Raw genomic sequence first — 16200 nt, 5'->3', positions numbered from 1 at the left:
ATGAAAAGAAGTCAAAAAAGAGCGATTTTATATCTGATTGATGTGTTTATGATCACATTCGCACATCTGTCGGCTTTTCGGTTCTTGCTATCATACAGTACTCGATTAAGCGACAAAGAAATCTATATTACTCTTTTTGTAACACTTTTCGTTTATACAGTTTTAGGAATAAGAGCTCGAATCTTTTCCATTATCAATCGTTTTACCGATAATAAAGTCATCTTTATCCTAACAGCTAACATGTTCTTCGCATCCCTATTAAGTTATTTGGTGGACGTTCTTTTCCTAGATACATTCAGTCGTCGTTTTCTTTTCTTATCATTCCTTTTTGGAACATTTTTAATTATCCTTCCTCGGATGATTTGGCGGATGTGGCATGAACAAAATTTGTTTGTCAAACATAATAAAAAAGACCAAAAGACAAAAATGTTGGTTGTTGGTGCCGGTGAAGGTGGTAGTGCCTTTATTCAAACAATTCTGACTAAGAGTAAAGATATTGACATTGTCGGTATTGTTGATGCTGATATCAATAAATTAGGCACCTACTTACACGGGATTAAAGTACTGGGAAATAAAAATTCCATTCCAAGATTAGTAGCAGAATATGAAGTTAATCAAGTTACGATTGCCATCCCAAGTTTATCTGGGGAAGAACGAGAATCAATCTTAGATATCTGCCGTAACGCAAACATTCACGTAAACAATATGCCTAGTATTGAGAATATCGTTCTAGGTAATGTGTCACTTAATAAATTTAAAGAAATTGAGATTGCTGACCTACTTGGACGAAAGGAAGTAGTATTAGATCAAACGTCTTTAAATTCATTCTTTAACGGGAAAACAGTTCTTGTAACTGGTGCAGGAGGATCAATTGGTTCAGAAATCTGTCGTCAAGTTTCTAAATTTAATCCAGCACGCATTTTACTTTTAGGGCATGGTGAAAATTCCATTTATCTGATTCATCGTGAATTATCAGCACTGTTAAAGGGACGAATTGACATTGTCCCAATTATCGCGGACATTCAAGATCGAGACTTGATTTTTGAAATTATGGCGAATTATCGACCTGATATAGTCTATCATGCTGCAGCACATAAACATGTGCCATTGATGGAATACAATCCAAAAGAAGCTGTTAAAAATAATATCTTTGGGACAAAAAATGTGGCGGAAGCAGCCAAGGCTGCTGGGATTCCTAAATTTATCATGGTCTCAACTGACAAAGCTGTTAATCCACCTAATGTGATGGGTGCAACTAAGCGCTTCGCTGAAATGATCGTCACTGGCTTGAATGAAGAAGGTAAAACTCAGTTTGCAGCTGTGCGATTCGGTAACGTCCTTGGTAGTCGTGGTAGTGTGGTTCCTCTCTTTAAAGAGCAAATCAAAAAAGGTGGACCTATCACAGTAACAGACTTTAGAATGACCCGTTATTTCATGACTATTCCGGAAGCTAGTCGTCTTTTCATTCAAGCAGGATTTTTGGCTAAAGGTGGAGAGGTCTTTGTCCTTGATATGGGTGAACCAGTCAAAATTTTAGACCTTGCGAAAAAAGTAATCAAATTGAGTGGTCACACAGAAGAAGATATTAAAATTGTAGAATCAGGAATCAGACCTGGTGAAAAACTTTATGAAGAGTTATTATCATCTAACGAACGTGTTAGTGAACAGATTCACGACAAAATTTTTGTTGGTAAGGTAACCAGCAAGCCATTAGCAGAAGTTGAAGCCATCATAACAAACTTGGATCAACTTCCAGCAGACAATTTGAAAGAAACATTGATTCACTTTGCAAAACAAGAGTAGAAAAGTAATAATGAATAAAGAATTTTTAAATTTTCAAGTAGTGAAGCATGCAGAATCAATAATCGAAAATAAAAAAACTGTTTTATTATTTAAATTGATTTTTGATAAAATGGTTGCAGTTATTTTACTATTAATACTATCACCAGTGTTTTTAATAATGGCTATTCTTATAAAATTAGAAGATAATGGCCAGTTTTTATCGACAAGAGCGCGTAACTAAATGTGGTAAACTTTATAAGTTCAGAACTATGGTGTCTCATGTAGATCAGCTAGGATTATTAGTAACGACAAAAAATGATAAAAAATTGCAAAAAAGCTCATTTAACAGAAAGTATAGATTAGATGAAATTCCACAACTTTTAATTATTATAGAAGGTTATATGAGTTTCGTTGCTGCTAGACCAGTAATATTGAAATATGTTGCTCAATATACTGATAAGATGAAAATAACTTTATAATTACTAGCCAATGTGAAATATTTGTCAAGTAAACATAAAGAAGTGTTATTAGATAAGTATACTTCAGAAGGTAGGACAATTGACGATGCTTATGTTGATAAGATACTTCCATTTAAAATGTAAAAGAATATTGAGTAAATATAAATTTATTTTTATTGAAGACATTAAAATAATGATGTTAACTGTTATTCATGTCATTAAATAATAGAAAGAAGTTGAATTATGAAAACTATGAATATTCCCTTTTCTCCACCAGATATTACAGAAGAAGAGATTGTCGAAGTTATTGATGCATTACGCTCAGGATGGATTACCACAGGACCCAAAACTAAAAAATTGGAGTCAAAGATTTCTGAGTTTCTAGGAACTTCTAAAACGGTTTGTCTTAATTCTGCAACTGCTGCGCTTGAATTAGCTCTTCGTTTACTTGGTGTCGGACCTGGTGATGAAGTCATTGTTCCTGCAATGACTTATACGGCCTCCTGTAGTGTAATTGAACACGTTGGTGCTAAACCGGTCATGATTGATATTCAATCAGATAGTCATGAAATGGACTATACTTTCGTATCTAAAGCTATTAATGAAAAAACAAAAGTAATCATCCCCGTTGATTTAGCCGGTATTCCTTGTGATTATAAAACCATTTTTGATATTGTTGAAGAAAAGAAAAACTTATTTCAACCAACTAATGATTTTCAAAAATCAATTGGTAGAGTGATTGTACTTGCTGATGGTGCACATGCTTTTGGTGCATCTCAAAATGATATAATGGTTGGTAATATTGCTGATTTTACGGCCTTCTCGTTTCATGCCGTCAAAAATTTCACTACTGCAGAAGGTGGAGCAATTACTTGGAAAGCTAATTTAGGTATTAATAATGAAGAGTTGTATAAACAATTCCAAATCTTATCATTACATGGTCAAACTAAGGATGCATTAGCAAAAACAAAATTAGGTTCTTGGGAATATGATATTGTTCTACCAGGTTATAAATGTAATATGACAGATATCATGGCTTCAATTGGCTTAGCTCAATTTAATCGTTATCTTACATTATTGGAACGTCGTCATGAAATTGTAGAGAATTATAATAAATTTTTCAAAGGAACATCGATTAATCCATTAAAACATATTAGTAATCACTATAATTCATCTAAACATTTATATATTACTCATATAGATGAAATTACAATTGAACAACGAAATGAAATTATCATAAAAATGGCTGAAGAAGGGATTGCATGTAATGTTCATTATAAACCACTCCCATTATTAACAGCTTATGCCAATATGGGTTTTGATATTAAGGACTATCCAAATGCATTGGCTTATTATCAAAATACTATAACTTTACCTCTTCATACTAAACTAACAGATGAAGAAGTTAATTATGTTAGTGAAACATTTAAGAGAATTGTTGAGGATATAAAAAGTGTATAGTAGTTTCTTTAAAAGAATGTTGGACATTTGTTTCGCTGTCCTATTTTTGCCTATTTACCTTTTAATCTTAATTATTTTTGGACCAATTATTTATTTTGAAGATAGGGGGTCAATTTTTTATAACGCTGAACGTCTCGGAAAAAATGGAAAAATTTTTAAGATGTATAAGTTTAGGTCTATGAAGCTTAATGTCCCTGATATACGAAATTCTGATGGATCAACTTTCAATTCAGAAGATGATCCACGTTTAACTAGAATTGGTAAATTTATTAGAAAAACAAGTGTTGACGAAATTCCTCAAATTTTAAATGTCCTTAAAGGAGATATGAGTCTAGTTGGACCTCGACCAGATCTTCCTGAGCATATTAAAGAATATACTGAATCGGAAAAGAGAAAGTTATTAGTACGTCCCGGAATAACAGGATATAACCAAGCTTATTTCAGAAATACAATTCCTTGGAAACAAAGAATTGAAAATGATATTTATTATATTAATCACCTAACCTTTTGTTTAGATGTGAAAGTACTTTTTGTAACGGCTTGGTCAATCATAATTAGGAAGACTGTGTTTATGACAGAAGAGCAAAAAAAAGAATGACTGATACCTTTAAATATTCTCACTCAGCATGGGATACAAACTTTTTTGAAGTTACTTCAGGTAAAATTGAACTAACTCATACTATAGCTTTCGAGGAAGTAGAGTTATTTAAGAATACATTAACTAAGGATAATTTTACTGTCATTTATAACAAAGATAACAATGCTTATAATAATATATTAATAGGTCAAGAGACAGAGTCTTACTTAGTTGATGTGAATGTTCAATTTCAAAAGTTAAATAATTATTTTCATAATCAAAAGGGTCAAGGCTTTTCAATTTCAAATAGTTTTAAAATGAATGAATCAATTTTAGAAATTGCAAGTAAGTCATTTAAGTATTCTAGATTTTACAACGATAAAAAGCTTAATTTAGATAAAGCGAAAAACGTATATTGGAATTGGGTGAAATCAGCTTTTTTGAAAGATAACAAATTCTTTATTACTTTTGCCCCAAATGGCAAGTGCTTAGGTTTTTTATTGTTTTCAATAAGTGATAATCATGCAATAATTGAATTGATTGCAGTTGACAAATCTAAAGTTAATAAAGGAATTGGAAGCCAACTTCTAAATGAATTAGAATATTTTTCAAAAGAAAAGGCATTAACATCCATAAAAGTAGGAACTCAGATTGATAATAGTGAGGCTATTAGGTTTTATACAAAAAATAAATATCTATATCAATCATGTACTAGTGTTTACCATAATTGGAATAATTAGGAGAATTAATGAAAAAAATATTGATTGTTTCTACAGTTAGTAGGCAATTTTACCTTTTTGAACAATCAAATATTAAAGCACTTAGAGCACTAAATTTTGAAGTACACGGTGCAGCAAATTTTGAAGATAGAAGTGAGCGTTTGAAGGAAGTCAATGTTATTGAACATCATATTGATATCCAACGCTCACCATTTTCTTTAAAAAATATTAAGGCTATAAAACAACTTGAACAATTAGTGAAAAAGGAAAAATTTGATGTTATACATTGCCATGCTCCTGTTGGTGGAGTTTTAGGGAGATTAGTCGGTAAAAAATTTCCTAATTGTAAAGTGATTTATACTGCTCACGGATTTCACTTTTTTAGAGGTGCCCCATTAAAGAATTGGTTATTATTTTACCCGATTGAGAAATTTTTATCTAAGTATACGGATCACTTGATTACTATTAATAATGAAGATTATAAGCTTGCCAAAGAAAAATTTAATATGAAAAATCTTCACCATATTAATGGTATTGGTGTCGATCTTGCTAAATTCCAAGCAATAATGAAGGAAGATAAATATAACTTACGCCAATCAATCGGTTTTAGTAGAACAGATAAGATTTTGATTTATGTAGGGGAATTAAGTTATCGAAAAAATCAAACTGTTTTGATAAATGCAATGGAAACAGTTGTAAAACAATTTCCCGAAGTGAAGCTTTTAATAGTTGGTAAAGGGATATTAATGGAAGAGTACAGACAGTTGATTAAAGAAAAAAATATGACTGATACTGTAAAATTACTTGGCTTTAGAAATGATATTCCAGAGCTAATGCAAATATCTGATTTAGCTGTTTCAAGTTCAAAACAAGAAGGTTTGCCGGTTAATTTAATGGAAGCTATGGCAACAGGATTACCACTTATTGTAAGCAATTGTCGTGGGAATCGTGATCTAGCTATTGATAATCAAAATGGCTATATAATTGGAGACCTCAATAATAGTGATGAGTTTGCTTCAAAGATAATGAAACTTATAGAAAACGATAAGTTGATGAGTGAGTTTTCATCTAATAGCTTAGATTTAGTTAATCAATGTAGTCAAGAATTTATAATTTCTAATATGAAAAAAATTTATGGAGATATTTGATTTATATTGACTTTCCAGAGTTATGTCGTTATTTAAGTATTCTACACATTTGAGGTGAAACATATATTATGAAGAAAAAATTAAAAAAACTACTAAAGACAAAGAAAAAAATATTTATCATATATACAAGATTATTTTCATTCATTATGAAAATAATGGGAATTTTTATTCCAACTAATAAACAACAAATTTTATTTGTTGTTTATGGTGGACAACGTTATGATGATAGTCCTAAGGCAGTATATCAAATGATGAAAGAGGATTCTAGATTTAAAGATTTTGTGTATAAATGGGCTTTTATTAATCCAGATCAAGTAACTGAAGTATCTGGAAGCGAAAAAGTAAAAATTGACACTTTACCGTACTTTATTGAAGCTATAAAATCTAAATATTGGATTACTAATTCTAGTGCATCACGTGGCTTAAACTTTATGAAAAAGTCTACCCAAAATATCTTTTTTACTCACGGGATGACAGGTATCAAAAAAATTGGTGCTGATATTAAACAAAATCGTGATGGTTTTGATTTATTTAAGGAACGTCATGATTACATCGTACTCGAAGGAAAAAAAGAGGTGGAAATAATCAAGAGAGCTTGGCGTGTTGAGGGGAATACGAAGATATTGAATATTGGCCTACCGCGTAACGACGATATTTTTAAAAGAAGTCCCGAGGATATCATTAATCTTAAAGAAAAACTTGGACTTCCTTTAGATAAAAAAGTCATTTTATATGCTCCAACTTTTAGAGAATATAGTAGAGATTCTGAACTTTCAACTTTGTTAAAACCACCTTTTGATTTTGATAAATGGTATCGAGAATTGGGTGAAGATTATATCTTATTGTTGACTGCCCACTATGAAGTTGAAAAATTGATGGATGTTCCTCAAAATCATCCATTTATTGTGAATGCGTTTAAATATCCATACATTAATGATTTGATTGTTGTTTCCGATCTTCTAATTTCAGATTATTCTAGTATTATTTTTGATTTCTCTTTAACAGAGCGTCCCATTATTTCATATGCATATGATTATAATGAATATAAAACTTATCGCGGATTGTATGATGGCTATGAGTCCCTCTTTTTTAATGGGGTACAACAGAGTGAAAATGATATCATCAAAATTATCAAATCTTTAGATTATGAAGCACAATCAAAACATACGAAAAAAATAAAAAATGATTATTTCAGTAATTACGGAGATGCTACTGAAAAATTTATTGAAGTATTTTTAGAGGAAATTAATGAGTAAAGTTAAAATTTTACATTGCCCTATAGGATCAATGAATATTGGTGGGATAGAAAATATGATAATGCAAATGTACCGTCATATTGATAGAGATAAATTTGAATTTGATTTTTTAGTTCATGATGAAAATAAAAATTTTTATGAGGATGAAATCAACTCTTTTGGTGGAAAACTTTATCGAATTGATTTTATTTCCAAACATCCTATCAAACATGTTGTTAATTTCATCAAATTTTTTAAAAAACATCCCGAGTATCAAATTATTCATATCCATACAACATACTCTATTATGTTTGTAGATGCAATGATAGCTAAACTATTTGACAGAAAAGTAATTATCCATTCACATAATAGTAGTGCACCTGGAAAAAGAAAAATAATTCATAAGCTTTTTAAAAATATTCAAAATTATTTTTCAGATTATAGAGTTTCGTGTTCTGATTATGCATCGGAATGGATGTTCCCTAAAAGAGTGCAAAATGAAGTTGTTTTTTGGCCGAATGCATTAGATATAACTTGTTTAAAATTTGACTCTAAATTACGTGATACCTTACGTACTGATTATCAAGTTGGAGATAAGTTCATAATTGGTAATATTGGACGTTTCTCCTATCAAAAAAATCAAACAAAATTAATTGACGTTTTCACGTATTATAACAAGTACAATTCAAATTCAGAATTATGGCTTATTGGTGATGGTCCTGATAAAGTAAAACTAAAATCATATGTTGAAGAATTAGGTATTTCAGATTATGTTAAATTTATGGGACCTACTGATAATGTAGTCGCATACTTATCAGCTTTAGATTTCTTTATTATGACTTCTCATTATGAAGGACTCCCACTATCTTTGATTGAAGCACAAGCAACAGGTCTGAATACAATTACTTTAAGTGACGGAATCACAAAATTAGTTAAAGTAGCTCCATATTTAAAATATTTGGAAAATAATGCTACTAATAATGAGTGGAAAAATGCAATTGAGGCTGGAAAAAGTAACCAATTTAATCGTGATAAGGCATTTGAATTAATTCAAAAATCACAATTTAACATTGAAAATTGGATTATTGAAGTAGAAAAAATTTATACTATTATTTCAAAAGGAGGGAAAATTAATGTCAACTAGATATGGTCCAATGTTTATTTGGGGTGTGACATTTATTGTTTTTTCTGTTTTAGTAATATTGCTTTATAAGTTTCTATTAAAACATAGTAAAAAATTAGAATTTCATTGGGGAAAAGCTTACTTAGGAAGTTTATATTTTTCTGATTTAATTTTACTTTGTTTACTAGTATTTATTGTTGGTATCAGGACAAACTCAGGATCGGATTACTATAATTATCTTTTGAGTTTTCGTAATGTAGATAACTGGTTTCATAGCTTAAATCAACTATTAACGACAAGATTTCAAAATGGTTTATATGTCTTAATGTATGTCATTAAATCATTTACTAAAAATGAAGCTCTGTTTTTTGTTATTTTAGCTATTTTAAACTATTTACCAATTTTCTATTTGATTAGAAAATATTCAAATGATGTTTTGTTATCTTTCAGTAGTTGGATTTTTTTAGGATTCTTTTTAATGTCTACAAATATCCTAAAGCAATCTTTAGCTATGGTATTAGTATTGCTTGCATTTGATTGTCTAATTGAAAAAAAATATATACTATTTGTGATATTGTCATTTTTATCAGTTTGGTTCCACTTATCGACCATCTTAGTTATTCCTATAATCTACTTTAGTAAGTATTTACGTCCGTCTAGAAATTTATACTATTCGTTGAGTTTCATTGGAATGATCTTTCTTGTATTTTTTAAAGAGTTTTTAACTTTTATTACCATGATTCTGCCAATTAGATATGTTAAATTTTATATAGTTTCTTTCTTGCAAAATAATTCTAACGATATTAAATTGCAGCTTGGAGCAGTTGTGATCTTGATATTGTATCTATTATTATTGTATTATCTCACTGATGATAAGGTTTTAAACCAAATGAATGAATCCTATTCTCAAATGTTAGTAATTAATTTACTTACACTACCATTTTTATTTATTAGTCCTGGTTTTTATATTTTTAACCGTATTGCATTTATTGGCTTACAGTTTTCAATTTTCTTAGTTCCTTTTTTTAATGTAAATAAAAAACAGATATTATATTCTGGTCTAGTAATCAGTGGATTTTTAATCACTATTTTAAATGCAGATAACAATTATTATAATTATAGTACAATATATAATGATATCCCCGTATCAATTCAGGAGTTTGTAAGAAGATAAAATGAAATCAACTATAAAAAATAGCATTTTTAACATGCTAAAAGTTTTGTCGAGCCTGGTATTTCCTTTAATTTCATATACTTATGTAACTCATATTTTACAAGTAGAAAGTATTGGTAGGGTTGAATTCGCCAGGTCATTTACATCTTATTTTACTATGCTTGCTATGTTAGGTATCGTTAGTTATGCAACACGTGAGTCTGCTAAGATTAAAACTAATAAAATAGAATTGACACGATTTGCACATGAAATTATCTTGTTTAATGTATTAGCTGTCATTTTGTCACTTTTATTATTTTTTTGTTTTATATTTTTCCTTCCACAACTTTCCACATATAAGCTGTTATTGTTTATCAATTCGTTTTCTATTATTTTAGTTGCTCTAGGTTTAGAATGGCTGTTTGCAGCTATGGAAGATTATGCTTATATTTCGGTTCGTTCTATTATTATTCAAATAATTTCAGTAATTATAATATTGATATTTGTAAGAACGAAACAAGATTTATATCTATATGCTTTTTTCCAAATGTTAAGTCTAGTTGCACCTAATGTAATCAATTTGGTTTATTCAAGAAAATATATTAGTTGGAAACCAGTTGGAAATTATAATCTAAAAAGACATATTAAGCCTATCCTTATCTTGTTTTTGATGACAGTATCAGTTCAAATTTTTTCTAGTCTTGATACGACTATGTTGGGATTTATGTCAGGTGATATTTCCGTAGGACTTTATACAGCTTCTACAAAGATGATTAATATCACATCTAGTTTGTTAGTAGCAATTATTAGTGTTCTCACTCCCAAAATTTCTGTTTTAGTTAAAAAACAGGAGTGGAACAGGATCAAAGAAATTTCTTATCAAGCCATTAGCATTATCTTAATGTTATCAATTCCAGCGGCAATTGGTCTTGCTTTACTTTCGAAAGATCTAATAGTTGTATTTAGCGGTAAGTCATTTATTGATGGAAATTTTTCTGCAAAAATACTTGCTTTACGTGTAATTTTATCACCACTAAACACCTATTTTATTGTTCAACTTTTTATTTCTATGGGTTATGAAAAGAAAAACTTATTGACGACATCGGTAGCAGCACTAGTTAATATTATTTTAAACTTTTTGCTAATTCCATCCTTTATGCAAAATGGAGCAGCAGTTGCAACAATTATGGCAGAATTAATTGAATTAGCCTTTAATCTTTATTTTGTTCGAAACATATTAAATGTTAAAAAAATAGCATTTAACATGTTTCAGTATTCTTTAAAATCTTTAGTAATTATTCTTATTTATTGGCTATTTTCAATTTTTTTATCTGGTTTTATGCTAATTATAACTGTTATCCCTGCTTCCGCAGGTGTGTACATAATTATTTTATTTTTACTTAAGGATGAGCAATTAAGTAAATTAGATGCCATAAGATAGCATATGTAAGTGATTCAATAATTTAGATCTATGTTAATAGACAAGACTAAGTGTATCTTTAGAAGTTAATTTAAGATTTGAAATGTTTAATTTTTATATGAGTTAAATTTTAAACTCAATAGAAATAATGATTTTAGCTTTTTGGCTAGAATATTTTTAAGGCTCTTTTCTACCATTTGTCCTTGTTGTATACTTTGAACTAAAAAATAAAAAAGTTTTAAAAACAAATGAAAAAGGCTAAAATGAAAAAAAATAGCAGTTGCAGGAACAGGTTATGTTGGCCTATCGATGGCAGTTCTTTTAGCACAACATCATGAGTTTAAGGCTATAGATATTATTCCAGAAAAAGTAGACTTAATTAATGATAATAAATCACCAATTCAAGACAACGAAATAGAAGATTACTTAGCTCATAAAGACCTAAATCTCATTGCTACATTAGATGGTGAAAAGGCCTATAAAGATGCAGAATTTGTCATCATTGCTGCGCCAACAAATTATGATAGTAAACGTGACTTTTTTGATACAAGTGCAGTTGAGCAAGTTATTGAGACTGTTTTAAAGGTTAATCCATAAGCAATCATGGTCATTAAATCAACGATTCCAGTTGGATTTACTGAAAGTGTTCGTGAAAAATATAATACAACTAATATTATCTTTAGTCCGAAATTCTTAAGAGAATCTCGTGCTTTATATGACAATCTTTATCCAAGTCGGATTATTGTTGGCACTGATAAATCTGATCCAGAACTTACAGCTAAGGCTGAAACATTTGCCCATTTGCTTCAAGAGGGTGCCCTAAAAGAATCAATTGAGACATTAATTATGGGATTTACTGAAGCAGAAGCAGTGAAGCTCTTTTCTAACACTTATTTAGCTCTTCGCGTTTCATACTTTAATGAACTTGATACATATGCTGAAACTAAAGGTTTAGATTCGAAAGCAATTATTGATGGTGTTGGTTTAGACCCTAGGATCGGGAATCAATATAATAATCCTTCATTTGGCTATGGTGGTTATTGCTTACCTAAGGATACAAAGCAATTACTTGCTAATTATAAAGACGTTCCTCAAAATATGATGGCAGCCATCGTTGAAAGTAATCGTACAAGAAAAGATTATATTGCGGACAAGGTTTTGGAAATGGCTGGAGCCTATGACGGATCAAGTGAATATAATCCTGAACTGGAAAAAGAAATTATTATTGGTGTCTATCGTCTGACAATGAAAAGTAATAGTGATAACTTTAGACAATCTTCAATTCAAGGTGTTATGAAACGTATCAAAGCTAAAGGTGCAAAAGTTATTATTTTTGAACCTAGTCTAGAAAATGGAACTACATTTTTTGGTAGCCAGGTTGTTAATGACCTTGAAGAATTTAAAAAACTATCTCAAGCAATCATTGCTAACCGCTATGATAACAGCCTTGACGATGTTGAATCAAAAGTTTATACGAGAGATCTATTCAGACGCGATTAACTTTCTCTTTCATCTAATTTTCAAGAAATTGAATTGCCCTTTTAATAGTCTTGTGTTATATTAATAGTATAGTTTTCCATGGAAGAGTTTTCAAAGAAGGAGTGTCGTATGAGTCGTACTGAACAAAGTAGTCATAAAGTTTTAATTCAAAAATTATTGGTCAGTATTCATTATTTGACACTGTTTAAAGATGAACTCCAATTAGTGGAAAGGACGCCGTCTATTTTAGGTGGCGAGTTTTCGGCTCAATCTGTTCAATCTGAGTTGGGTGAAATTGTTTCTGCAATTAATCAATTGGATTATCAGCAACGTTTAATTGAATCAACGTTTTGGTATGAAGAGAAAGCATTCAAATTAATGAACAAGACTTTGCAAATTGTAGATACTTGGATTCGTGGTCTTGAGAATCTAGTTGAACTTTGCCAAAATAAAGATGTTTTTCAAGCAATCCTTGGAGATAAAAGAATTCGTGTTTTTGGTGTCTTAATTGATGTCTTTTCATCTTTGAAAATCATTGTGATGTCACTCAAAGAAGTGCCCGTTCCTCCTGTTTTGTATGAACATATTAAAATGGTCAACATTGAAGAAGATGCTTTTATTAAGCATTATCAAGGGCCAAAACATTCCTCACCGGAGGCACTTAGTGCAAATGAACAATTATTAAAATAAAGCTTATCTTTAAGATAGGCTTTTTTATTGTTCAGATTTTAAGCAAATTCCAGTTTTGCCTTTGAAAAAGCTTTGACAGTCTAATTAAAAAAAGATATAATAAGGAGAAAATTTGATACCTTTAAAAAAGTCCAGAGAGGCTCCTAAGGTTACATGACAAAAAGGGGTGTATTTGCACGCCAACTTTTCGGTAACCTTGCTTCTTTGGAAGTAAGGTTTTTTTATCCCTAAAATGGATAGCCCAGAAAGGAAAACTCCATGCACGAAGAACGTCCGATTATTGCTCTTGATTTCCCGTCATTTGAAGAAATGAAATCTTTTTTAGGTTTATTTCCCAAAGAAGAAAAGCTTTATGTCAAAATAGGGATGGAACTCTACTACGCCGTAGGTCCTGAAATTGTTCGCTATGTGAAGGCGCTTGGTCACAGCGTCTTTCTTGATTTGAAATTGCACGATATTCCTAACACCGTTATGTCGACAATGGAAGTTCTGTCAAAAATGGGGATTGATATGACAACCGTCCAAGCTGCTGGTGGTGTTGAAATGCTCCAAGCTGCGCGTAAGGGCTTAGGTCAAGGTCCAATCTTGATTGCAGTGACACAATTAACGTCAACCAGTGAAGAAATGATGCGTGAAGATCAGAACATTCAATCGACACTTCTAGAATCTGTTTTACATTATGCTAAACGGACTGTAATTGCTGGATTAGACGGTGTCGTTTGTTCAGCACATGAAGTTGAAGCAATTAAAGAAGTAACGCCAGATAACTTTGTTTGTTTAACCCCTGGCATTCGTCCAACTGGTTCTGATATTGGTGACCAGAAGCGTATTATGACACCTAGTCAAGCTAAAACAATTGGTAGTGACTATATTGTTGTTGGTCGTCCAATCACGCTTGCAGACGATCCTGTGGCCTCATACCATGCCATTAAAGCTGAATGGAATGCTTAAGAAATTTATTTACCCTATATAACACCAAAGGAGCCTATTATGCCATTATCATCTCAAATTGCTGCTGAATTACTTGATATTAAAGCTGTTTATTTAAAACCTGAAGATCCATTTACTTGGGCTTCTGGTATCAAATCCCCCATATACACAGACAATAGAATTACCTTATCATACCCTGAAACACGTACCATCATTGAAAATGGCTTTGTTGAAACAATTAAAGCGCATTATCCAGAGGTTGAAGTGATTGCTGGTACAGCAACAGCTGGTATTCCTCATGGTGCTATTATTGCTGATAAAATGAACTTACCTTTTGCTTACATTCGTAGTAAGCCAAAAGATCACGGAGCTGGTAATCAAATTGAAGGACGTGTCTTGCCTGGTCAAAAAATGGTTATCATTGAAGATTTAATTTCAACTGGCGGATCGGTATTAGATGCGGCTGCGGCAGCTATTTGGGAAGGAGCAGAAGTCCTAGGAGTTGTTGCTATCTTCACTTATCAACTTCCAAAAGCAACAGCTAGTTTCAAAGAGGCTGGGATCGAGTTAATTACTTTGTCTAATTACTCAGAGTTAATTAGAGTGGCTAAAGTTAAAGGCTACATTGATGCTGACGGTTTACAGCTCTTAAAGAAATTTAAAGAGGACCAAGAAAATTGGCATAAATAAGTAAAAGGGCAGGTGCTTCCTGCTTTTTTTTGTTGGAGAGTGTTATAATTAGATGTGACAATGTAAATTGAAGGAGATTCTGAACAATGGGATATAAAGAACTTTTAAATACAAATAAGATGCCATATCTAGATACTGACCGTTTTACTCACATGAAGGATGATATTCTTTCTGAACGTTATTATTCCAACTATATAGATTATAAGCTTGTCCCAAATATTGAGGAGTTGGCTAAAGATATTGACTATATAAAAGAGGAGCAAATTAATTACCCGCACAAATATATTATGTTTAATTTTCCAGAGAATTATTACCCTGATTTAGAGATTAAAGAGTACTTGGAGAAAGAGGGCTTTAAGTTTTCGCGACATATTATATTTACAAATCAGTTTAGTAATTTAAAACTTAGTCAAAAAGATATTGGATCAATTACCATTGAGGAATTACATGCTTCAGATTTTTCTGACTATCTTGATTTGAAATACCAACAAAGTTTGGTTTATGGTGAAGATTTTGCTAAGCAGATGCTAGTATACAATCGCATGCATTTGCCTGAAAAAGGGTCTCGAATCTATGTTGCTAAAGATGGTGAAAAATTAGTTGGGGATGTGACTGCTTGGGAATATGGAGAATATATAGAGATCGATGATTTTTCTTTGATTGAAGACTACCGTGGTAAAGGAATTGGTTCTGCTTTACAGAGAACTGCTGCCCAATATTTCAAAAAATTAATCCTTGTTTCCGAAGAAGAAAATCGGGATATGTATGAACATCAAGGCTATCAGGAAGCAGCTTATTACTGGAACGCTTTAAAATCTGATAACCCATCTTTTTCTGAAAACTGATGCTAATTTTAGACCGTGTTAAGTAATGGTGATTTATCTTCTTTTATGGTATAACTGACGTAATAAAGGAGAGAGGAAATGATAACTAAAGATGCTATAACAAAGGCTCAAGAGGAATTTGGCGGCCGTAATTTTCCAATGTTGGTACAAGCTTTTCTAGATCTAGGAATGGTTAGCAATACTGTTAACATTAAAGATGGGAAAGCTATTTATAATGATAAAGATGGTAATCAAGTGGCAATGGCAGCCTTTCAAGTTGAAGCGGTTGCTGAAAATTTAGATAAAGATTATTTTATGCAACAGTTAAAATTGCACCAATCTGGTCAAACAGATTTTCCAACTTTTTGTAAAGATACTGCTGATGCAGGTATCTATAAGTGGGATGTTGACTTGTTAGTAAAAACCTGTACTTATTTTGATTTAAATGACCAAATGGTCTATAGTGAACCAATTCCAGTATAATGACTAGATTTTCTTTAAAGGATTGAGG

General features: G+C 31.2%; 14 protein-coding genes and 2 pseudogenes. All 16 read left to right on the top strand.

Annotation, left to right across the window (positions count from 1 at the left end):
• The 16 genes and pseudogenes from SPB_RS03670 to SPB_RS03595 all read left to right on the top strand — a co-directional run bounded on the left by SPB_RS03670 (nucleotide 1) and on the right by SPB_RS03595 (nucleotide 16172).
• Nucleotides 1–1803 carry a polysaccharide biosynthesis protein gene (locus SPB_RS03670; RefSeq protein WP_003103197.1) on the top strand — a complete coding sequence of 601 codons (1803 nt, stop codon included), beginning with the start codon at nucleotides 1–3 and terminating at the stop codon, nucleotides 1801–1803.
• A 10-nt stretch (nucleotides 1804–1813) separates the two neighbouring features.
• A pseudogene (locus tag SPB_RS11700) lies at nucleotides 1814–2261 on the top strand (sugar transferase).
• A 222-nt stretch (nucleotides 2262–2483) separates the two neighbouring features.
• The gene (locus SPB_RS03660; RefSeq protein ID WP_003104741.1) at nucleotides 2484–3701 is read left to right on the top strand and encodes a DegT/DnrJ/EryC1/StrS family aminotransferase; all 1218 of its coding nucleotides are present in this window, start codon (nucleotides 2484–2486) and stop codon (nucleotides 3699–3701) included.
• The gene (locus SPB_RS03655; RefSeq protein WP_003105743.1) at nucleotides 3694–4299 is read left to right on the top strand and encodes a sugar transferase; all 606 of its coding nucleotides are present in this window, start codon (nucleotides 3694–3696) and stop codon (nucleotides 4297–4299) included. Before SPB_RS03660 ends, SPB_RS03655 begins: the two co-directional genes overlap by 8 nt.
• On the top strand, nucleotides 4296–5018 hold the full coding sequence (locus SPB_RS10870) for a GNAT family N-acetyltransferase (RefSeq protein ID WP_003102641.1): 723 nt from the start codon (nucleotides 4296–4298) through the stop codon (nucleotides 5016–5018). Before SPB_RS03655 ends, SPB_RS10870 begins: the two co-directional genes overlap by 4 nt.
• Nucleotides 5019–5026: 8 nt before the next feature.
• Nucleotides 5027–6145 (top strand): glycosyltransferase family 4 protein, encoded by a 1119-nt coding sequence (locus tag SPB_RS03645; RefSeq protein ID WP_003104121.1) that lies wholly within the window; start codon nucleotides 5027–5029, stop codon nucleotides 6143–6145.
• Between the two features lie 68 nt (nucleotides 6146–6213).
• Nucleotides 6214–7401, top strand: a complete 1188-nt coding sequence (locus tag SPB_RS03640; protein ID WP_003104328.1) for a CDP-glycerol--poly(glycerophosphate) glycerophosphotransferase — start codon at nucleotides 6214–6216, stop codon at nucleotides 7399–7401.
• On the top strand, nucleotides 7394–8524 hold the full coding sequence (locus tag SPB_RS03635) for a glycosyltransferase (protein WP_003105146.1): 1131 nt from the start codon (nucleotides 7394–7396) through the stop codon (nucleotides 8522–8524). The genes SPB_RS03640 and SPB_RS03635 overlap by 8 nt, the downstream gene beginning before the upstream one ends.
• Complete coding sequence (locus SPB_RS03630; protein WP_003104506.1) at nucleotides 8514–9677, top strand: EpsG family protein; 1164 nt, start codon at nucleotides 8514–8516, stop codon at nucleotides 9675–9677. Before SPB_RS03635 ends, SPB_RS03630 begins: the two co-directional genes overlap by 11 nt.
• A 1-nt stretch (nucleotide 9678) precedes the next feature.
• Nucleotides 9679–11097 (top strand): oligosaccharide flippase family protein, encoded by a 1419-nt coding sequence (locus SPB_RS03625; RefSeq protein WP_003105395.1) that lies wholly within the window; start codon nucleotides 9679–9681, stop codon nucleotides 11095–11097.
• A gap of 252 nt (nucleotides 11098–11349) precedes the next feature.
• Nucleotides 11350–12576, top strand: a pseudogene (locus SPB_RS03620) (nucleotide sugar dehydrogenase).
• Nucleotides 12577–12684: 108 nt separating this feature from the next.
• On the top strand, nucleotides 12685–13245 hold the full coding sequence (locus SPB_RS03615) for a hypothetical protein (RefSeq protein WP_003105981.1): 561 nt from the start codon (nucleotides 12685–12687) through the stop codon (nucleotides 13243–13245).
• Nucleotides 13246–13503: 258 nt separating this feature from the next.
• Nucleotides 13504–14196, top strand: a complete 693-nt coding sequence (gene pyrF / locus SPB_RS03610; RefSeq protein ID WP_003102931.1) for an orotidine-5'-phosphate decarboxylase — start codon at nucleotides 13504–13506, stop codon at nucleotides 14194–14196.
• Between the two features lie 39 nt (nucleotides 14197–14235).
• Nucleotides 14236–14865 carry an orotate phosphoribosyltransferase gene (gene pyrE / locus SPB_RS03605; RefSeq protein WP_003104792.1) on the top strand — a complete coding sequence of 210 codons (630 nt, stop codon included), beginning with the start codon at nucleotides 14236–14238 and terminating at the stop codon, nucleotides 14863–14865.
• An 86-nt stretch (nucleotides 14866–14951) separates the two neighbouring features.
• Nucleotides 14952–15710 carry a GNAT family N-acetyltransferase gene (locus SPB_RS03600; protein WP_003105616.1) on the top strand — a complete coding sequence of 253 codons (759 nt, stop codon included), beginning with the start codon at nucleotides 14952–14954 and terminating at the stop codon, nucleotides 15708–15710.
• Between the two features lie 78 nt (nucleotides 15711–15788).
• Entirely contained in the window at nucleotides 15789–16172 is a 384-nt protein-coding gene (locus SPB_RS03595) for a DUF1398 family protein (RefSeq protein WP_003102550.1), read from the top strand.
• Nucleotides 16173–16200 lie beyond the last annotated feature (28 nt).

The sequence above is a fragment of the Streptococcus parauberis NCFD 2020 genome (assembly GCF_000187935.1).
Taxonomy (GTDB): domain Bacteria; phylum Bacillota; class Bacilli; order Lactobacillales; family Streptococcaceae; genus Streptococcus; species Streptococcus parauberis.
The sequence above is the reverse complement of the archived record's forward strand: the minus strand, read 5'-3'. Positions and strand labels throughout refer to the sequence as shown.